Here is a 19,336-nt window from a genome sequence, read left to right as displayed (position 1 = left end):
AGGTCCTGCGTCAAATTCGGTCGGTGGCGGTCAGGGCCCCGGCGCGCGTGGCAGGCACTACCCGGTCGCGCTGCGCGAACCAGGCGCGCGCCTGGCTGGCATCGCGCTCGATCGCCACGGTGAGGGTCTCGAGGTCGACGTATTTTTCTTCGTCGCGCAGCTTTTCCAGGAACTCGACGCGGACCAGCTTGCCGTAGCAGGGACGGTCGTAGTCGAAAATATGCACTTCCAGCAGCATGCGGCCGGCGTCTTCCACGGTCGGGCGCACCCCGAGGCTGGCAACGGCCGGCAGCGGGATCTCGGACAAGCCATGCACCTGGACCACGAAGATCCCCTGCAGCGCCGGGCGGTGCACGACGCGCAGGTTGAGGGTCGGGAAACCGAGCGTGCGGCCAAGCTTCTGGCCGTGGATCACGTGGCCCGAGATCGCATATGGGTGGCCGAGCAGGGCGCCGGTGGCCTGCAGGTCGCCGGCGGCCAGCGCGGCGCGCACGGCCGACGAGGAAATGCGCTGGTCGCCCTGGCGCACGGTGGGCAGGGTCTCGACCTGGAAGCCGTGACGGCGGCCCGCTTCTTCCAGCATCGCGACGTTGCCGGCGCGCTTGGCGCCGAAGCAGAAATCGTCGCCGACCATCAGCCATTTGACGTGCAGGCCGTCGACCAGCACGCGCTCGATGAAGTCCTGCGGCGTGATCGAGGCGAAGTGCTCGTTGAAGTGTTCGACGATGACGCGGTCGATGCCGGCTTCAAGCAGGTCGCCGAGCTTGTCGCGCAGGTTGGCGATGCGTGCCGGTGCGCGGCTCAGGTCGCCGCTACGCTGGGCAAAGTACTCGCGCGGATGCGGTTCGAAGGTCATCACCGCCGCTTCCAGGCCCAGTTCGTCGCTTGCCGCCCGCACGCGCGCCAGCAACGCCTGATGTCCGCGATGGACACCGTCGAAGTTGCCGATCGTAAGCGCGCACGGTGCCCGCGCCGCGTCGTTGGGAAGTCCGCGAAATACCTTCATTGGTGGTTCCAGAATGCCCGGCGGGTGGATCGCGCAGCGCGCGGCCCTGCCATGCCTCGGGGCGAAACCCTGATTATACGGTAAAGGCTTGTTGCAATGCGGAGAGAGAAGGGCAGCGCCCTCGGTGACGCAGGGTTCGTGGCCGTAAAAAAAACGCCACCTGCGAACAGGTGGCGTTTCGATGGCCGTGCCAGTGCGAAGAATCAGGCCAGTGGCTTGTTGATCGCCATGATCCAGTAGCGAGCCAGCTCGGCGGTGCCTTCCTTGCCGGCGACGCCCTTCAGGGTGCTGATCGCCTGCTGCTTCTTGCCGGCTGCGGCATAGGCTTCGCCCAGGCGCAGCTTGGCTTCGTCAGGGTAGCGCAGGCCGCCGGCCTTGATGGCCGATTCCATCATCTTCAGGCCCTTGTCGGTCTGTCCTGCCTGAACCAGGCTGTAGCCCAGGGCGACCAGGCCGTCGTTGTCCTTGGCGGCCGTGTATTCGGCTTCCGTGGCAGCGGCGTCCTTCTGGCGGTCGGCCAGGCTCTTTTCAGCCAGGTCCTTCAGGCGCTGGTGACGCGCGGCGTCGGGGCCGGTGCCGAGGGCGCCGGCCTTGTAGCCCTTGTCGATGATCCTCAGGGCTTCCGCAGGCGCGCGTGCCTGCAGCACCAGCTGCGCCATTTCCATGTATTCGCTCGGCTTCTTCAGCAAGCCATTGGCGAGCTTGAGGCGGTAGACGTCGACCGACAGGCGGCTCGAGAAGCCAGGCTTGGCCTGGACGCGGTTCAGCAGGTCGTTCCAGTACTGGGCTTTCGGATAGTTCGCCGCCAGCTTTTCGATGGTGTTGACATAGCCGACCTTGTCGCCCTTCTTGAGCTGGATGTTGGCCAGCATGCCGAGCATGTCTTCGTTCATGCGGCCCGCCTTCTCGGCGTTGCGCAGCTCGGCTTCCAGGGCAGTGATGTTGCCCTGCTTGTAATAGTTCTGCAGCAGGTAGGCGCGCAGCTTCGGATCGTCGCCGTTCTTGAGCTGGCGCTGGATGGCTTCGTTCGCCTTGTTCAGTTCGCCGGCACGCATGTAGATGCCGATCAGGCCTTCCGAAAACTGGTTGCGCTCGCTGGCCGACAGCTTGCCCGAGGCAATCAGGGCCTCGAAGGCGTTCGCGGCCGTGCCGTAGTCGCCGGCCGACGAGGCTGCCGAGGCGCGCACGCGCTCGATCAGGTAGCTCTCCTGTGCGGTCTTGCCGGGGACTTTGTCCGCTTCGCGCAGTTTTGCCAGGGCGTCCTTGTGCTTGCCCTGTTTCATCAATGCCTGGGCTGCCTGCAGTGGCTTGCCGATCTCGGCGCGTACCGCTTGCGCATGGGCAGGGGCCAGGCCGACGATCGGCGCAGCTGCGGTGAAGCCGAGGGCGGCCATTGCGAGGCCGAGGTGTGCGAGTCGGAATTTGATCATCGTGGAAAATCCTCTTTGAAAATGGACACGGCAGGGAAACCCTGCCGTGTTGGTCAAACTTGGTGCGATTACTGGAACTGCTCGTTACCGACCATGCCAATCTTCGTGACGCCGAGACGCTGTGCGGTTGCCATGACACCGGCAACGACTTTGTACTCGACCAGCTTGTTCGGACGCAGGTGCACTTCCGGCTGGTTTGGCTGGGAAGCCACTTCATTCATCTTCGCTTCCAGCGTCGCGCGATCCGGAACCGCCATGCCATCCCAGAGGATGGTACCGTCGAAGTCGACGTCGACGGTGACGACGCGCGGCTCTTCGGTTTTTGGTGGTGGGGTACCGACCGGCATGTTCAGATTGACCGAGTGGTCTTGCTTCGGAATCGTGATAATCAACATGATGATCAAGACCAACAGAACGTCGATCAGGGGCGTCATGTTCATTTCCATCATCGGTTCCGGTTCAGCGGACTTGGCCGAACCTACATTCATACCCATGGTGTTTCCTTTCAAATGACTGGGTGCAAGGTGCGGCGCCGGATCTGCATCCGGCACCGCGACCGACATTACATCTTGTCAGGTGGTTCGATAATGAAACCGACCTTTTGCACACCAGCACGTTGTGCCGTGTAGATCACCCGACCGATCGACTCGTAACGGGTGGCCTGGTCGCCACGCACTTTCACTGCAGGTTGCGGCACCTTTACCGACTGCTCCGCGAAGAACTTGAACAGCTCGTCCGTGTTCGCGATGCGTCGCTGGTTCCAGAACATCTCGCCGTCTTTGTTGACGGTGATGTTGATGTCTTCCGGCGAAGGCTTGGTAACCTGGTTCGTTTCCGCTGGCAGATTCACCTTTTGCAGTTGCAGAACCACTGGGCTGGTGATCAGAAAGATGATCAGGAGAACCAACATGATGTCGACGAGCGGCGTCGTGTTGATCTCTGACATCACGGCATCATCATCTCCGCTTTCGGAGCCGACACTCATTGACATGATTTATCCAATCTTTTTAGCCGACGATGCAGCGCGTGCAGCTTCCGAGGTGTTCATTGCGCCCGAGATCAGGACCGAGTGAACGTCGGCGCTGAACGAACGGATGTCTTCCATGGCCGACTTGTTGCGGCGAACCAGCCAGTTGTAACCCAGAACTGCAGGAACTGCAACGAACAGACCGAAGGCGGTCATGATCAGTGCTTCACCCACTGGGCCTGCGACTTTGTCGATCGACGCGTTACCCGACATGCCGATGGCGGTCAGTGCGTTGTAGATGCCCCAGACGGTACCGAACAGACCGATGAACGGCGAGGTCGAACCAACGGTTGCCAGGAACGACAGGCCATCTTGCAGGCGCGACTGAACCTTTTCCACCGAACGCTGGATCTGCATGGTGACCCAGGTCGACAGGTCGATCTGCTCGAGCAGGGCGCCGTCGTGGTGCTGGGTTGCCTTGGTGCCGGTTTCAGCGATGAAGCGGAATGGCGAACCTTCTTTCAGCGTTGCCGAGCCGGCAGCGATCGAGTTGGCTTTCCAGAACTTGGCCTGGGTTTCCTTCGACTGGCGCATGATCTTGGCCTGGTCGATCAGTTTGGTGATGATGATGTACCACGAGCCCATCGACATCAGCGACAGGATGATGATGGTGCCCTTGTTGACGAAGTCGCCTTCTTCCCACATTGCCTGGAAGCCGTACGGGTTGTGCACTTCTTCGGTTTGCTCGGCAGCGGCGGCCGGAGCGGCTGCGCCTTCTGCTGCAGGTGCTGCTGCGTCAGCGGCCGGAGCTGCTGCTGCGTCTGCCGGTGCGCCAGCGGCCGGAGCGGTTGCTGCCGGTGCGTCGGCGAAGGCCGGTGCCGAAACCAGGGCCGATGCCGCCGTAACCGAGAACAGGACTGCCGCCAGTACAGCGGACAAACGGGTATTCTTAAACATGCTTCCTCCAAAAATATAAAAATAGACTGTTCGCTGATCTAAAGACAACGAAAATCAGTTTGTGAGACGATCTTCTGTCTCGGTTATTGGTCCAGCGACCAGACGTACTGTACTGACACCCAAGCCTGTTCAGGCTGACCATTGTTCATCGCCGGTTTGAAGCGGCACTTGCCGATTGCAGACTGCGCTGCGCGGTCCAGGTCACGCGATCCACTCGATTTCGCGATCTTGGAGTCGACCATGCGGCCATCGACACCGATCAGGAAGGAAATGGTGCTGGTACCTTCTTCTTCGTTACGCTGCGAGGACTTCGGATATTCCGGTTTCGCACAGGTGCTGAAGTCTGCTACTGCCGCGGTACGCGTCGGACCTGCTGGCGCCGGGGCGGCGGCCGGTGGTGCCGGCGGTGCCGGAGGAGCCAGGTTGGTGGTCGGCGGCGGCGTATTCGTCGCTGCCGAGATCACGTTCTGCGGCGGCGGAGGCTGCTGCACCTGCACCTCGACCGGCGGGATGAACGGAGGCGGCGGGGCCTTCATTTCCGGCGGCGGGGGCGGAGGAGGAGTCTCCGGTGGTGGCGGCGGCTTCACCTCTTCGATCAACTTCGTTTCCACTGCTTCCTGCACCTTCGTGATCACTTTTGTGCCGAGCCCGTTCAACACTGCCCAGCCGACCAAGACGTGCAACAGGACCACAATGGTGATACCAGTGAGATTCTTCCCCGGTTCCTTCTCATGTGAAAAATTCATGCCTGCTTTCTCCAATACCAACTCTTTTTGTTGCTACTAAACCCACAAAACACGACGAAATGACAAGGCCGCATCCGGGACATCGGCGAATTATACCTACGAATTCTTTTTTGCACAGGTATTTTTGAGGGCCTAAAAGGGGCGTAAATGCCTGTAAAAACAGGCCTTGTTGCTCATCCGGGCGCACTCCCGTTGTGCAAAAAAGCGCAGCACATCGGTGACTAAAATTACAACATTTCCGCTTGTTACTTACGTACTGTAGAAGATCAGGAAACAATGGCGGTTTCGCCGAATATTGCATGCCCGATTTGCCGCGAAGCAAATATCATATAGTGCAATGTCCGGCTTTTTGCAAACTATAGCCAGTTTCGCTAAAGATGAGCGTTCGGCAGCTAACAGATGCAGAGGGAGAGTAGTGTGTCGGGTATGCCTGAAAGTCATATCAAGACAAAGACTTGATATGGCTCAGTCAAAAGTTGTCAATACGAAAGGAAATGGGAGCGGATGGGGGTATTTAGTGGCGCCGTCTCGCGTCCCGCGGCGGCCGCCCGTGTCCGTCTCTGGCGCAGGGCGTCCGCAGCGCCCGGTGGAGCCGGCGGCTCCCCGTCCTCAGGGCGCCGCGCGGCTGCCACCGGCTCAGCCGGGGAGGGGGGAGTCCTGGCTCCACGCGGGCCTGGACGAAGGGCGAGCGCACGGTCCGATTTCGCCGCGCCGGTCGCCGCGGCCCTCGCGCTATCGGTGGTGCCGCTTCTCGCGCCGGCAGTCGAGGAAGCTGACCACATGGCCGGCGCTGTCGACCGTCTCGAGCCGCACGTCGAAACCCCATAGCCGGGCGACGTGCTTGAGCACTTCGTGGGCCTGGGCGTTGAGCGGGCGGCGCTGGAACTGGGTGTGGCGCAGCGTGAGGGCACGGTCGTCGCGGGTGTTGACCTGCCAGACCTGGATGTTCGGCTCGCGGTTGCCGATGTTGTACTGCTCGGCGAGCTGCTGGCGCACGTAGCGGTAGCCTGCCTCGTCGTGAATGGCCGAGATCGTCAGCTTGTCGCTGCGGTCGTCGTCGAGCACGGCAAAGAAGTGGAAGTCGCGGATCAGCTTGGGCGACAGGTACTGGGCAATGAAGCTTTCGTCCTTGAAGTTACGCATCGCAAAATCGAGCGTCTTGATCCAGTCGCTGCCGGCGATGTCGGGGAACCAGGCGCGGTCTTCCTCGGTAGGGTCTTCGCAAATGCGGCGGATGTCGCTCATCATCGCAAACCCGAGTGCGTAGGGATTGATGCCGCTGTAATACGGGCTGGTGGCGGCCGGCTGGTGGACGACGTTCGTATGGCTCTGCAGGAATTCGAGCATGAAGCCGTCGCCGACGATCTCCTCTTTATATAGTTCCTGCAAGATCGTGTAGTGCCAGAAGGTGGCCCAGCCTTCGTTCATCACCTGGGTCTGGCGTTGCGGATAGAAGTACTGCGAGATCTTGCGCGTAATGCGCACCAGTTCGCGCTGCCAGGGTTCGAGCAGCGGCGCGTACTTCTCGATGAAGTACAGCAGGTTTTCCTCGGGCTCGAGCGGGAAGCGCGGCGGCGGCGTGTCGCGCTCTTCTTCCTCGCGCCGCGGCACGGTGCGCCACAAGGCATTGACCTGGGATTGCGCATACTCCTCGCGCTCCTTCTGGCGCGCCGCTTCCTGCGCCACCGACAGCTTGGCCGGGCGCTTGTAGCGGTCGACCCCGTAATTCTGGATCGCATGGCAGGAGTCGAGCAGGTCTTCGACGGCGTCGATGCCGTAGCGCTGCTCGCATTCGGCAATATAGTTCTTGGCAAACACCATGTAATCGACGATGGCCTCGGCGTCGGTCCAGGTGCGGAACAGGTAATTGCCTTTGAAGAAGGAATTATGGCCGTAGGCGGCGTGGGCGATGACCAGCGCCTGCATCGTCAAGCTGTTTTCCTCCATCAGGTAGGCGATGCAGGGATTGGAGTTGATGACGATTTCGTAGGCCAGGCCCATCTGCCCACGCTTGTAGCTTTTTTCGGTCGACAGGAAATGCTTGCCGAAAGACCAGTGGTTATAGGACACCGGCATGCCGACCGAGGTATACGCGTCCATCATTTGCTCGGCGGTGATGATCTCGAGCTGGTTGGGGTAGGTGTCGAGGCCGAACTTCCTGGCCACGCGGCGGATTTCCTCGTGCGCCTGCTCGATCAGGTCGAAAGTCCATTCCGACTGTTCGGGCAATGCGCGCGGATTGGTGTGGTCGTCTGGCATATGCGTGCCTATCGGGTGAGGAACCTCGCAAACCTGCTGCGCGACGGTTTTCGAGGCTCCATTGTTGTCCTCATTTCGGCTGCTTCTTGAACAGCTCTCTGAAAACCGGATAAATGTCGGCCGGCGTCACGATTTTTTGCATCGCAAAGTTGCTGTGGTGTGCCGCGACTTCGGTGTACTGCTCCCACAGGTTTTGCGGCGGGCCGTCGGTGATTTCGACATAGGTGTAGTACTGCACCTTCGGCATGATGCCGTTATTCAATAGCTGCTTGCACAGCAGCGAATCGTTGTCCCAGTTGTCGCCGTCGGACGCCTGGGCAACGTAGGCGTTCCAGTCCGCGTTCGAATACCGCTCGCCGATAATTTTCTGCAGCAGGTGCAGGGCCGAGGACACGACGGTGCCGCCCGACTCGCGCGAGTGGAAGAATTCGTCCTCGTCGACTTCGGCCGCGGCCGTGTGGTGGCGGATGAAGACGACGTCGATCCGCTCGTACACGCGCTTGAGGAACAGGTAGAGCAGGATGAAGAAGCGCTTCGCGGTGTCCTTGCGCGTTTCGTCCATCGAGCCGGAAACGTCCATGATGCAGAACATCACGGCCTGGGTACTCGGCTTCGGCACCTTGATGCGGTTGCTGTAGCGCAGGTCGAACGGGTCGATGAAGGGAATGGCGTTGATGCGGGTGTGCAGGTGGTGGCCCAGCTTCCTGAGCTCGACCACGCGCACGTCGTCCTCGGGCACTTCGGCGTCGAGCAGGTCTTGCAGTTCCTGCTGGACTTCGTGCAGTTTGCGCCGGTTCGGCCCGCCCACGGCGATGCGCCGCCCGAGCGCGCCGCGCAGCGAGCGCAGCACGTGGATGTTGGAGGGCGTGCCCGAGACGTTGTAGCCGGCGCGCTGGGTCTTGAAGTCGACCGTCTGCGACAGCTGGGTCTTGATCATGTTCGGCAGTTCGAGGTCTTCGAAGAAATAATTCATGAATTCTTCGCGCGACAGCTCGAAAATGAAGTCGTCTTCGCTCGTCTGCTCGCTGTTGCCGGCGCGCCCGCGCCCGGACCCGCCACCGCCGCTGCGCGGCCGGTTGAACTGGTCGCCCTTCTGGTACTCGGTATTGCCCGGGTTGACCGTCTCCCACACGCCGCCATGGGCGTGGCCGAAATGGGGTTCGCTGACGTCCTTGACAGGGATCGACACTTTTTCGCCGTTCTCGACGTCGGTGATCGAGCGGCCCTTGATGGCGCGGCCAACTGCATCCTTGATTTGCGCCTTGTAGCGGCGCAGGAAGCGTTCGCGGTTGACGGCGGACTTGTTCTTGCCCTGCAAGCGGCGGTCGATGAGGTAAGTCAAAACATGCCTCCTGTAAAACCAGTGGCGAACCGGCGGCTGCTCCGGTGCCCCTATCTTAATACGCAGCGTGCATATGCGGGGTGCGCACGGCAGGCAGGGTGGTCAAAAATACGCGGAACGCAAAGGGGAGTGGCAAACCATGCCAGCGCCACCACCCCTTCTTGTCCGGCGTACACCTTCCACCCGCCTTAGGACGACTTCCTCACACGCAGGTACCATTCGCACAGGAGCCGCACCTGCTTGGCGGTATACCCCTTTTCCACCATGCGCGCGACGAAGTCGGCATGCTTCGTTGCATCCTCGGCGCTGGCCTTGGCATTGAACGAAATCACCGGCAACAGTTCCTCGGTGTTCGAGAACATTTTCTTCTCGATGACGGTGCGGAACTTTTCGTAGCTGGTCCAGGCCGGATTCTTGCCGCCATTGGTGGCGCGGGCACGCAGGCCGAAGTTGACGATCTCGTTGCGGAAATCCTTCGGGTTCGAAATCCCGGCCGGCTTCTCGATCTTTTCCAGTTCGGCGTTGAGCGATTCGCGGTCGAAACTCTCGCCGGTATCCGGATCGCGGAATTCCTGGTCCTGGATCCAGAAGTCGGCAAAGGTCACGTACCGGTCGAAAATGTTCTGGCCATATTCCGAATAGCTTTCCAGGTAGGCGGTCTGGATTTCCTTGCCGATGAAATCGACATAGCGCTGCGCCAGGTGCTCCTTGATATACGAGTGGTAGCGCTGTTCGAGTTCGGGCGGGAACTGCTCGCGCTCGATCTGCTGCTCCAGCACGTACAACAGGTGCACCGGATTGGCCGCCACTTCCGTGTTGTCGAAGTTGAAGACTTTCGACAGGATCTTGAAGGCGAAGCGCGTCGACAGTCCGTTCATGCCTTCGTCGACGCCGGCGTAATCGACGTACTCGTGCAGCGACTTGGCCTTCGGATCGGTATCCTTCAGGTTCTCGCCATCGTAGACCAGCATCTTCGAATAGATGCTCGAGTTTTCCGGATCCTTCAGGCGCGACAGGATCGCGAACTGCGCCATCATGCGCAGCGTTCCCGGCGCGCACGGCGCCTTTTCCAGCGACGAGTTGTGGATCAGCTTGTCGTAGATCTTGATCTCGTCGGAGATGCGCAGGCAATACGGCACCTTCACGATATAGATGCGGTCGAGGAAAGCTTCGTTGTTGCGGTTGTTGCGGAAGGTCTTCCACTCCGATTCGTTCGAGTGCGCCAGGATGATGCCTTCGAAAGGAATCGCGCCGAAGCCCTCGGTGCCCTTGTAGTTGCCTTCCTGGGTCGCGGTGAGCAGAGGGTGCAGCACCTTGATCGGCGCCTTGAACATCTCGACGAATTCCATCAGGCCCTGGTTTGCCAGGCACAGGCCGCCCGAATAGCTGTAGGCGTCCGGATCGTCCTGCGAATAATCCTCGAGCTTGCGGATGTCGACCTTGCCGACCAGCGAGGAGATGTCCTGGTTGTTTTCGTCGCCCGGTTCGGTTTTCGAGATGGCGACCTGCTTCAGGATCGAGGGGTAGCGCTTGACGACACGGAACTTGTTGATGTCGCCGCCGAACTCGTGCAGGCGCTTGACGGCCCACGGGCTCGGGATCGAGCGCAGGTAGCGGCGCGGGATGCCGTAATCCTCTTCGAGGATGACGCCGTCCTCTTCCTCGTTGAACAGGCCCAGCGGCGACTCGTTCACGGGCGAGCCCTTGATCGCATAGAAGGGCACCTGTTCCATCAGGTGCTTGAGCTTTTCCGCGATCGAGGACTTGCCGCCGCCGACCGGCCCGAGCAGGTACAGGATCTGCTTGCGCTCTTCCAGGCCCTGGGCCGCGTGGCGGAAGTACGAGACCACTTGCTCGATGACTTCCTCCATCCCGTAGAACTCGCGGAAGGCGGGATAAATCTTGATGACCTTGTTGGCGAAGATGCGCGACATGCGCGGGTCGAGCCGGGTATCGACGAGCTTGGGTTCGCCGATCGCCGCGAGCATCCGTTCCGGCGCGCTGGCATAGGTCAGCGGGTCCTTCTTGCACAGGGCAAGGTATTCGGACAGGGAATATTCTTCTTCACGGGTGCGCTCGTAGCGGGCTGCGTAGTTGTCAAAAATGGTCATGTGCATGTCCTTTAGTGTGCGAACAACGATCACTGTCACGACAGCCGGACGCAGCCGACTGCCCAAGCCCGATTTTTTCTTGGCGTCAGTCCCATTTTTGACGGGTCACCCTGGTAGCGCCGCGAATGCGCGTCGGCTAGGGCGATGTTTCTTGTTCTGTCCGGTTCGTGGCCGGATTCCCATTGGCTGGAGGGTCTTCTAATGTTTCTGAAATTTATTATGTGCCTATTAGTTCTCGAAGTCAAAGCAGTAACGCGAGTGTTGTAAGGTCAGCAGTAAGTGCCTGATTCTGCTATCAAAACACATTTTCGCGGATGCTGCTGACGGCCGCCCAAAAGCGGCCGGCCGATCATTCTGTAGAGCCATATCCCGGCGGATTTACTGCCGGGTTGTCGAAACCTGTGCATCGATAGTGCATGATCCGGCGCGTCCGCGGCGCACGCATACCGCATGGATTTTTGCCCGGCGGCTCCAATGGAAACGGGGAGGATCGGCATGCGGTACACTTGCGATCCTTGTCCTGCCAAACCGCCTTCAGACGGAGAAAATCATGCTCAACGAGCAGCTGCGCCACACCATCGAACAGATGCCGAAAGCGGAATTGCACATCCATATCGAGGGCTCGCTCGAGCCGGAACTGATCTTTGCGTTAGCGCAAAGGAACGGCGTCACGCTGGCCTATTCCTCAGTCGAAACGTTGCGTGAGGCCTACGCTTTCAGCGATTTGCAGTCCTTCCTCGATATTTATTACGCCGGCGCCAGCGTGCTGCTGACCGAGCAGGACTTCTACGACATGACCATGGCCTATCTCGTGCGCGCAGCCGCCGACAACGTGCGCCATGCCGAGATCTTCTTCGACCCGCAAACCCATACCGCGCGCGGCGTGCCCTTCGCCACGGTGATCGACGGCATCTGGCGCGCCTGCCAGGACGGGCCGATCAGCGCCAAGCTGATCATGTGCTTCCTGCGCCACCTGTCCGAGGAAGAAGCGATCGTCACGCTGGAGGAATCGCTGCCCCATCGCGACAAGTTCATCGGCGTCGGCCTCGACTCGTCGGAAGTCGGGCATCCGCCCGAAAAATTCGCGCGCGTCTTCGAGCGCGCCCGCCAGCTCGGCCTGCGCCTGGTCGCCCACGCGGGCGAGGAGGGACCGCCCGCCTATATCGAAAGCGCGCTCGACGTCCTCAAGGTCGAGCGCATCGACCACGGCGTGCGCTGCCTCGAGAGCCCGGCCCTGGTCGAGCGCCTGGTGCGCGAGCGGATGGCGCTGACGGTCTGCCCGCTGTCGAACATCAAGCTGCGCGTGTTCGATGTGATGGGCTCGCACAACCTGCGCACCCTGCTCGACAAGGGCCTGGTTGCCACCGTCAACTCGGACGACCCGGCGTATTTCGGCGGCTACATGAACGCAAATTTCGTGGCTGCCTTCGAGGCCTTGCCGCTCGACGCCTCGCATGCGCGCCAGCTCGCGCGCAACAGCTTCGAAGCGGCCTTCCTCGACCCGGAACAGAAGCGCGGCTTCCTCGCCGAAGTCGACGCCTTCTTCGCCACTACCCAATAACGCCAAAGGCGCCGCCATGCTCCTCCAGTCCCTCCGCATGACCGCCCGCGACTGGCGCGCCGGCGAACTGCGCTTCCTGCTGGTCGCGCTGATCGTGGCCGTGTCGGCCCTGTCGTCGAGCGGCTTCTTCATCGACCGCATGCGGGCCGGCCTGGCGCGCGACGCCAACCAGCTGCTTGGCGCCGACCTGCTGGTCAATGCCGACAATCCGGTGCCGGCCGCGTGGCGCCTGGAAGCGCAGCGGCGCGGCCTGCTGCTGGCCGACACCGTCACCTTCCCCAGCATGGCGCAGGGCGGAGAAGGCGAGAATTCGCAGGCCCAGCTGGCCTCGATCAAGGCCGTCTCGCAGGGCTACCCGCTGCGCGGCGTACTGCGCATCACGACCGACCCGGCCCAGGCGAGCGAGGCGCGCGGCACCCCGGCGCGCGCCGTGCCGAGCCCGGGCACGGTCTGGGTCGACGCCAACCTGCTGACGGCGCTCGGCGTGAAAGTCGGCGACGCGCTGCAACTGGGCGAGCGCCGCTTCACCATTGCGCAGCTGATCGCGGCCGAACCGGACCGCGGCGCCTCGTTCGCCAACTTCGCGCCGCGCGTGATGCTGGCGCTCGAGGATTTGCCGTCGACCGGGCTGGTCGACAATTTCGCCCGCGTCACCTACCGCATGATGGTGGCGGCGCCCAACCAGAACGACATGGCGCGCGCCTTCGAGTACGGGCGCTGGGTGCGCGAGCGCATCGCGCAGGACAACGTCAAGGGCGTGCGCATCGAGTCGCTCGAGAACGGCCGCCCCGAAATGCAGGCCACGCTCGAGCGCGCCGACCAGTTCCTCTCGCTGGTCGGGCTGCTGTCGGCGATGCTGGCCGCGGTGGCGGTGGCCATGGCGGCGCGCCGCTTCATGCAGCGCCACCTCGACGCCTGCGCCATGCTGCGCTGCCTAGGCATGACGCAAAACGGGGTCGGCGCCATGTACCTGATCGAATTCGCGCTGGTCGGGCTGGCGGGCAGCGTCATCGGCGTGGCTGTTGGATTTGCAGCGCATTTTGTGCTGCTCGAACTGATCGGGAGCCTGCTGCCGGCGGACCTGCCGCCGGTCTCGCCGCTGCCGGCCTTGCAGGGCATCGCCACCGGCATGCTGCTGCTGGTCGGCTTTGCGCTGCCGCCGGTCCTGCAGTTGCGCAATGTGCCGCACAACCGCGTGATCCGGCGCGAACAGGCCGCGCCGCAGCCGATGGCGCTGGCCACGTATGGCCTGGGCATCGGCGTGTTCGTGCTGCTCCTGCTGTGGCAGGCGGGCGACCCGAAACTGGCGCTGACCACGGCCGGCGGCTTCCTCGGCGGTTTTGCCGTGTTCGCGCTGGTGGCCTGGCTCGGGCTGCGCCTGCTGCGGCGCCTGCGCGGGGTCTCCAGCCGCCAAAGCTGGCGCTTCGCGGTCACCTCGCTCCAGCGCCGGCCCGGCGCCACCATCGTGCAGGTGGTCTCGCTGGCGCTGGGCCTGATGGCCTTGCTGCTGCTGACCGTGGTGCGCGGCGACCTGGTCGCGGCATGGCAGCGCGCCACGCCCGAGAACGCGCCGAACCGGTTCGTCATCAACGTGCTGCCCGAGCAGAAGGATCAGGTCGTGCAGCGCATGGCGGCCGCCGGCGTCGAGCAACCCGTGCTGTACCCGATGATCCGCGGCCGGCTGACCGCGGTGAACGGCAAGCCGGTCACTGCCGACACCTACACCGAAGACCGTGCGCGCGGCCTGGCCAATCGCGAATTCAATTTGTCGACGATGACGCAGGCGCCGGAAGGCAACGAGATCGTCGGCGGCGCCTGGTACCGCGACGCGGCGGGCGTGTCGGAGGCCTCGGTGGAGGAGGGCATCGCGAAGACGCTGGGCCTCAAACTCGGCGACGTGATCCGCTTCGACATGGCCGGCCTGGTCGTCGACGCCAAGATCACGAGCCTGCGCAAGGTCGAATGGGGCTCGATGCGCGCCAATTTCTTCGTCATCATCAATCCGCAGGCGATGGCGAATGCGCCGGCCACCTACATGACGGCCTTCCACCTGCCGCCGCAGGGCGCGAGCCTGACCAGCGCGCTGGCACGGGCCTTCCCGAACCTGACCGTGATCGACGTCAGCGGCATCATCCGCCAGGTCCAGGAGGTCGTCGACCAGGTGGTGACGGCGGTCGAATTCCTGTTCCTGTTCACCCTCGCTTCCGGGGTGCTGGTGCTGTATGCGGCCCTGATGGGATCGACCTCCGAGCGCACGCGCGAAGCGGGCCTCCTGCGGGCGCTCGGCGCCACCAGGAAGCAGCTGGCGCAAGCCCAGCGCATCGAGTTCGTGCTGGTGGGCGGGCTGGCCGGCGTGCTGGCCGCCAGCGGCGCGGCCCTGCTGGGCTGGGCACTGGCGACTTACCAGTTCAAGTTCCCGTGGACCTTCGAGCCGGGCGTGTGGCTGGCCGGGATCGTGGTCGGCGCCGTCTGCGCCTTGATCGGCGGCTGGCTGGGGCTGCGCAGCGTGCTGCGCCAGCCGCCGCTGCAGACGCTGCGCGAGGCGGGCTAACGATATTCATCGTTCGGCGTGGGCACGGAGTGCCCACCCTACGCTATCATGGCGGGATGTCCGAGAACCAAACCCTGTACGAAATCATCGGCGGCGAAGTCCGCCTGCGCGAACTGGTCGACCGCTTCTACGACCTGATGGAACTGGAGCCGGAATTTGCCGGCATCCACGCCATGCACCCGAAACCCAACGACAGCTCGCGTGAAAAACTGTTCATGTTCCTGTCCGGCTGGATGGGCGGGCCGGATCTCTTCATCGAACGCTACGGCCACCCGCGCCTGCGCGCGCGCCACCTGCCGTTCGCGATCGGCACCGCGGAGCGCGACCAGTGGCTGCGCGCGATGGCCTGGGCGATGGAAGACATCGGCATGGACGACGCCTTGCGCTTGCGCCTGATGCAGTCGTTCTACCAGACCGCCGACTGGATGCGTAATACGCCGAACTGAGAAAGCCGCTTGATGACCACCTTCGAACTGGTACTGATCGCGGCCCTGCTGCTCGTGATCGCGCTGCTGGTCCTGCTCCTGCTGCGCCCGCGCGGCGGCGACGGCCAGGCGCTGGCCTTCGAGCGCGTCGAGCGCGAGCTGCGCCTGGAACTGCAGCACAGCGCCCAAGCCACCCGCCAGGAACTCGCCAGCCACATGGCGCAGCACCAGGGCGCGACCCTGCAGCAGCTCGAAAGCATGCGCCAGCAGATGCAGCTGCATGCGGCCGGCGGCCGTGAAGAGCAGGCGCGTTCGCTCAAGCGCTTCGCCGACACGCTCCAGCAAACGCTCGCCAACCTCACCGAATCGAACGCCCAGCGCATGCTGGAAGTGCGCGCCACGCTCGAGCACAAGATCCGCGACCTGCAGATCGATAACGCCAAACGCCTGGAAGAGATGCGCCAGACGGTCGACGAAAAGCTGCACACGACGCTCGAAACCCGCCTGACCGAATCGTTTCGCCACGTCTCCGAGCGCCTGGAGAAGGTGCACCAGGGACTCGGGGAAATGCAGCAGCTGGCGATCGGCGTGGGCGACCTGAAGCGGGTGCTTACCAACGTCAAGACCCGCGGCACCTGGGGCGAAGTCCAGCTCGAAATGCTGCTCGAGCAGGTGCTGACCGTGGACCAGTACGCCAAGAACGTCGAGACCGTGCTGGGGACCAACGCCCGGGTCGAGTTCGCGATCAAGCTGCCCGGCACGACCGAAGGCGGCCCGCCGCTGTGGCTGCCGATCGACGCCAAGTTCCCGAAGGAGCAGTACGAACGCCTGGTCGAGGCGCAGGACCGGGCCGACGCCGAGGGCGTGGCCAAATACGGCGCCGAGCTGGAACGCGCGGTGCGCACCGAGGCGAAAACGATCTGCGAAAAATACGTCTCGCCGCCGCAGACGACCGATTTCGCGATCCTGTTCCTGCCGACCGAGGGTTTATATGCCGAAGTGATGCGGCGCCCGGGACTGGCCGACGACTTGCAGCGCACGATGCGCGTGACCATCGCCGGGCCGTCGACGCTGTCGGCCCTGCTCAACAGCCTGCAGATGGGCTTCCGCACGCTGGCGCTGGAGAAGCGCTCGTCCGAAGTGTGGCAGGTGCTGGGCGCCGTGAAGACCGAGTTCGGCAAGTTCGGCGACGTCCTCGCCGCCACCAAGGCCACCCTCGAAAAAGCAGCCAAGAACATCGAAAGCGCCGAAGTGCGCAGCCGGCAAATGGCGCGCAAGCTGAAATCGGTGGAGGCGCTGCCGAGCGAGGCGGCGCAGCTGATGCTGGGTCCGGAGGCGGAGCGCGAAGACTGATTTCCCGTAGGGTGGACGGGTCCCCCGTCCACGCGTTCAACCGGCACCTGATCATCTTCAACCGCGACGGTTTTACGCTCATTCCCACCTCAATTCTTGCATATCCACCGGCCCGCACCAATCTGCGGGATACATCCCATCACGCACGAAACGGCCAAAACTCGAATACGGCCACAATGATGCGTGCGATACATACCCATGCCGCACGGGATTGATATGGATGTAATCGGCATGCCGTTCAAAATCGTGCTGATTGCGAATCTGGTGCTCCCAGAAACGCCGCTGCCAGATCAAGGATTCGCCACGCTGCTTCATGCATGATGACGCCGGTCCGATGTTGTATCGATCACGGCAAACATACGAGACGTGGTGCTTGATCTCGCGCCAGCGTTGCGAAAAATCGGTATCGTCCTGCGGCAGCGTCCAGACGCAATGTAAATGATCAGGCAGCTGTACCCATGCATCGATTGTGAATGGGCGGCGTTGGCGCACTGTATGGATGGCATTGCGGAGTGCGTCGCGAATGATATCGTCACACAGGATAGGACGACGGCGCCACGCGACAAGCGTGAAGAAAAAGGTAGAGCCGGTCAAGGCGCGGCGAAAGCGTGACATCGCGCCATCGTAATGCGGACGACGGTGCGCGCGGGACGAAGGAAGTGACAACAATGACGCCGATCAACGGTCCATTGCGGCAGCGCATCCGTTAGTTGAACGCGTGGACGGGGGACCCGTCCACCCTACGTTAAACGAGGCCTTCGAACATCAGCACATCGACCATGTCCCCGGCATTCACGCCCCCCTGCTCGTCATGCAGCACCACCATGCAGTTCGCCTCCGACATCGAGCGCAGGATGCCCGAGCCTTGCGAGCCGGTGATGCGCACCTGCGGCGTGCCGTCGGCGTCGTGCGTCAGGATGCCGCGCTGGTATTCGGTGCGGCCCGGCTTCTTGCGGATGGCGGCGGTCGAGCGGGCGCGCAGCAGCGGCAGGGGCGCCTGGGCACCCATCATGCGCAGCAGCGCTTCGCGCGCGAAAAAGTAGAACGAGACCATCACCGCGACCGGATTGCCCGGCAGCCCGAACAGGAAGGCGCTGTGACCGTTCGATGCAATGCGCCCGAAGGCCAGCGGCCGGCCCGGGCGCATGCCGATCTTCCAGAAGGTGACGTCGCCCAGGCGCGCCATGATCTGCTTCGTGTAGTCGGCGGCGCCGACCGAGACCCCGCCCGAGGTGACGATGGCGTCCGCGTTCTCGCAGGCGCTGCGCAAGGCTTCCTCGAGCGCTGCCGGGTCGTCGCGCACGATGCCCATGTCGATGATGTCGCAGCCCAGGCGCTGCAGCATGCCGTAGATCGTGTAGCGGTTGCTGTCGTAGACGCTGCCCTCGTCGAGGGGCTGGCCGATCGAGCGCAGTTCGTCGCCGGTCGAGAAGAAGGCCACGCGCAGGCGGCGCCGCACCGGCACCTCGGCGATGCCGAGCGAGGCGATCAGGCCGAGGTCGGCCGGCCGGATCAGCTTGCCGGCCGGGAGCGCGGCGCTGCCGGCTTTCAGGTCTTCGCCGGCGAAGCGGCGGTTGTCGCCCGGGCGGATGGTGCCGGCGCGCAGGACGACTGCGTGTTCGCCGTCTGCCGCCAGCAATTCCTGCGGCACCACGCTGTCGCAGCCGGCGGGCATCACGCCGCCGGTCATGATGCGCACGCATTCGCCCGGCCCCGGCACCACGTCCGACGGCTGGCCCGCATACACGGTGGCGACCACGGCAAAGCGCGCCTCGCCCTCGCCCGGCAGGTCGGCGCCGCGCAAGGCGTAGCCGTCCATTGCCGAATTGTCGTGGGCCGGGACGTCGATCGGCGAGACGATGTCGCGCGCCAGCACGCGGCCGAGCGCGGCGCGCAGCGCCACCTGTTCGACGGCGCCGACCGGCTGCACGAATGCGCGGATGATGTGCTGGGCCTGCTTGACGGGCAGCGCGTCCGGATCGTAATCCGACAGGCAGCTCGTCACGTCCGCCAGGCGCGGCGCGCGTCCGGTGTCGAGGCCGCGCAGTTCGTCGAGCGTGTTGATGTTGCGGAAGGCGTCGGCGTCCTCGAACGGCACCTCGATCGCCTTCAGGTCCTTGTACCAGCCGTCCATGCGGCGCCCGCCCTCGAGCAGGTAAGCGGACAGGATCGGCAGCAGGCTGGCCTTGACCAGGCAGAATACCGGATGGGGCTGGGGCCGCTGGCCCGGTTCCCGGGTCACGGCGAATGCCAGGTCGGCGTCCTGCTCGACCAGCGCCGCCAGCAGGCGCGCGGCCAGGTCAGGCGGCAGGAAGGGCGAATCGCAGGGGGCGGTGAGCAGATACGGTGTTTGGCAGCGCCGCATGCCCGCTTCCATGCCGGCCAGCGGCCCGGCGAAACCGGGCAGGTCGTCCGGCCACACCGGCACGCCCATGGCCGCGTAGGCGTCCAGGTTCTGGTTGGCATTGATCGCCACCGAGGCAACCTGGGGCGCGAGGCGCTCGAGCACGTGCGCGGCCATGGTCTTGCCGCGGAAGGCTTGCAGGCCCTTGTCCACCTGGCCCATGCGCGTGCCGCGGCCGCCGGCGAGGATCAAGCCGCTGATCGATTCGTGTTTGTTCATGTTGT

The 19,336-nt window shown here is 63.3% G+C and carries 15 protein-coding genes; 4 read left to right on the top strand and 11 right to left on the bottom strand.

Going from position 1 to position 19,336, the window contains the following annotated elements; genetic code table 11:
* Positions 1-10 precede the first annotated feature (10 nt).
* From ACFPAH_RS05580 to ACFPAH_RS05540, 9 genes are all read right to left on the bottom strand, one after another.
* On the bottom strand, positions 11-1,006 hold the full coding sequence (locus ACFPAH_RS05580) for a bifunctional riboflavin kinase/FAD synthetase (RefSeq protein WP_379741893.1): 996 nt from the start codon (positions 1,004-1,006) through the stop codon (positions 11-13).
* Between the two features lie 203 nt (positions 1,007-1,209).
* The gene (locus tag ACFPAH_RS05575) at positions 1,210-2,436 is read right to left on the bottom strand and encodes a tetratricopeptide repeat protein (RefSeq protein WP_379741891.1); all 1,227 of its coding nucleotides are present in this window, start codon (positions 2,434-2,436) and stop codon (positions 1,210-1,212) included.
* A 68-nt stretch (positions 2,437-2,504) separates the two neighbouring features.
* Positions 2,505-2,930, bottom strand: a complete 426-nt coding sequence (locus ACFPAH_RS05570) for an ExbD/TolR family protein (protein WP_379742973.1) — start codon at positions 2,928-2,930, stop codon at positions 2,505-2,507.
* A gap of 68 nt (positions 2,931-2,998) precedes the next feature.
* Positions 2,999-3,427, bottom strand: a complete 429-nt coding sequence (locus tag ACFPAH_RS05565; RefSeq protein WP_379741888.1) for an ExbD/TolR family protein — start codon at positions 3,425-3,427, stop codon at positions 2,999-3,001.
* Positions 3,428-3,430: 3 nt separating this feature from the next.
* Positions 3,431-4,360: a MotA/TolQ/ExbB proton channel family protein gene (locus ACFPAH_RS05560; RefSeq protein ID WP_379741885.1), complete on the bottom strand. Its 930-nt coding sequence runs from the start codon at positions 4,358-4,360 to the stop codon at positions 3,431-3,433.
* A gap of 83 nt (positions 4,361-4,443) precedes the next feature.
* Entirely contained in the window at positions 4,444-5,106 is a 663-nt protein-coding gene (locus tag ACFPAH_RS05555) for an energy transducer TonB (protein ID WP_379741882.1), read from the bottom strand.
* 732 nt (positions 5,107-5,838) lie between these two features.
* The gene (locus tag ACFPAH_RS05550; RefSeq protein WP_379741879.1) at positions 5,839-7,365 is read right to left on the bottom strand and encodes a SpoVR family protein; all 1,527 of its coding nucleotides are present in this window, start codon (positions 7,363-7,365) and stop codon (positions 5,839-5,841) included.
* A gap of 70 nt (positions 7,366-7,435) precedes the next feature.
* A complete protein-coding gene (locus tag ACFPAH_RS05545; protein ID WP_379741876.1) occupies positions 7,436-8,707 on the bottom strand; it encodes a YeaH/YhbH family protein in 1,272 nt (423 codons plus the stop codon).
* 188 nt (positions 8,708-8,895) lie between these two features.
* A complete protein-coding gene (locus ACFPAH_RS05540) occupies positions 8,896-10,818 on the bottom strand; it encodes a PrkA family serine protein kinase (protein ID WP_379741873.1) in 1,923 nt (640 codons plus the stop codon).
* A gap of 550 nt (positions 10,819-11,368) precedes the next feature.
* On the opposite strand from ACFPAH_RS05540, the gene ACFPAH_RS05535 reads away from it, so the two are divergent.
* The 4 genes from ACFPAH_RS05535 to ACFPAH_RS05520 are packed head-to-tail and all read left to right on the top strand — an operon-like array spanning position 11,369 to position 16,708.
* Positions 11,369-12,379, top strand: coding sequence for an adenosine deaminase (locus tag ACFPAH_RS05535; RefSeq protein ID WP_379741870.1), 1,011 nt, complete (start codon positions 11,369-11,371; stop codon positions 12,377-12,379).
* Between the two features lie 16 nt (positions 12,380-12,395).
* Positions 12,396-14,930, top strand: a complete 2,535-nt coding sequence (locus tag ACFPAH_RS05530; protein ID WP_379741867.1) for an ABC transporter permease — start codon at positions 12,396-12,398, stop codon at positions 14,928-14,930.
* A gap of 56 nt (positions 14,931-14,986) precedes the next feature.
* The gene (locus ACFPAH_RS05525; protein ID WP_379741864.1) at positions 14,987-15,376 is read left to right on the top strand and encodes a group II truncated hemoglobin; all 390 of its coding nucleotides are present in this window, start codon (positions 14,987-14,989) and stop codon (positions 15,374-15,376) included.
* Between the two features lie 12 nt (positions 15,377-15,388).
* The gene (locus tag ACFPAH_RS05520; RefSeq protein ID WP_379741861.1) at positions 15,389-16,708 is read left to right on the top strand and encodes a DNA recombination protein RmuC; all 1,320 of its coding nucleotides are present in this window, start codon (positions 15,389-15,391) and stop codon (positions 16,706-16,708) included.
* A 78-nt stretch (positions 16,709-16,786) separates the two neighbouring features.
* On the opposite strand, the gene ACFPAH_RS05515 is transcribed toward ACFPAH_RS05520, so the two are convergent.
* Both ACFPAH_RS05515 and glp read right to left on the bottom strand, forming a co-directional pair.
* Positions 16,787-17,323, bottom strand: coding sequence for an REP-associated tyrosine transposase (locus ACFPAH_RS05515; RefSeq protein WP_379741859.1), 537 nt, complete (start codon positions 17,321-17,323; stop codon positions 16,787-16,789).
* 130 nt (positions 17,324-17,453) lie between these two features.
* Entirely contained in the window at positions 17,454-19,331 is a 1,878-nt protein-coding gene (glp, locus tag ACFPAH_RS05510; RefSeq protein ID WP_379741856.1) for a gephyrin-like molybdotransferase Glp, read from the bottom strand.
* Between the last annotated feature and the right edge of the window lie 5 nt (positions 19,332-19,336).

The organism is Massilia sp. GCM10023247 (assembly GCF_042653325.1).
GTDB lineage: Bacteria > Pseudomonadota > Gammaproteobacteria > Burkholderiales > Burkholderiaceae_D > Telluria.
The sequence above is the reverse complement of the archived record's forward strand: the minus strand, read 5'-3'. Positions and strand labels throughout refer to the sequence as shown.

Excerpts from the sequence above, each read along its gene's own strand:
- ACFPAH_RS05575 (WP_379741891.1), bottom strand. The coding sequence starts at position 2,436 with ATGATCAAATTCCGACTCGCACACCTCGGCCTCGCAATGGCCGCCCTC.
- ACFPAH_RS05525 (WP_379741864.1), top strand. The coding sequence starts at position 14,987 with ATGTCCGAGAACCAAACCCTGTACGAAATCATCGGCGGCGAAGTCCGC.
- ACFPAH_RS05565 (WP_379741888.1), bottom strand. The coding sequence starts at position 3,427 with ATGTCAATGAGTGTCGGCTCCGAAAGCGGAGATGATGATGCCGTGATG.
- ACFPAH_RS05520 (WP_379741861.1), top strand. The coding sequence starts at position 15,389 with ATGACCACCTTCGAACTGGTACTGATCGCGGCCCTGCTGCTCGTGATC.
- ACFPAH_RS05555 (WP_379741882.1), bottom strand. The coding sequence starts at position 5,106 with ATGAATTTTTCACATGAGAAGGAACCGGGGAAGAATCTCACTGGTATC.
- glp (WP_379741856.1), bottom strand. The coding sequence starts at position 19,331 with ATGAACAAACACGAATCGATCAGCGGCTTGATCCTCGCCGGCGGCCGC.
- ACFPAH_RS05570 (WP_379742973.1), bottom strand. The coding sequence starts at position 2,930 with ATGGGTATGAATGTAGGTTCGGCCAAGTCCGCTGAACCGGAACCGATG.
- ACFPAH_RS05530 (WP_379741867.1), top strand. The coding sequence starts at position 12,396 with ATGCTCCTCCAGTCCCTCCGCATGACCGCCCGCGACTGGCGCGCCGGC.
- ACFPAH_RS05550 (WP_379741879.1), bottom strand. The coding sequence starts at position 7,365 with ATGCCAGACGACCACACCAATCCGCGCGCATTGCCCGAACAGTCGGAA.
- ACFPAH_RS05515 (WP_379741859.1), bottom strand. The coding sequence starts at position 17,323 with ATGTCACGCTTTCGCCGCGCCTTGACCGGCTCTACCTTTTTCTTCACG.
- ACFPAH_RS05535 (WP_379741870.1), top strand. The coding sequence starts at position 11,369 with ATGCTCAACGAGCAGCTGCGCCACACCATCGAACAGATGCCGAAAGCG.
- ACFPAH_RS05540 (WP_379741873.1), bottom strand. The coding sequence starts at position 10,818 with ATGACCATTTTTGACAACTACGCAGCCCGCTACGAGCGCACCCGTGAA.
- ACFPAH_RS05560 (WP_379741885.1), bottom strand. The coding sequence starts at position 4,360 with ATGTTTAAGAATACCCGTTTGTCCGCTGTACTGGCGGCAGTCCTGTTC.
- ACFPAH_RS05580 (WP_379741893.1), bottom strand. The coding sequence starts at position 1,006 with ATGAAGGTATTTCGCGGACTTCCCAACGACGCGGCGCGGGCACCGTGC.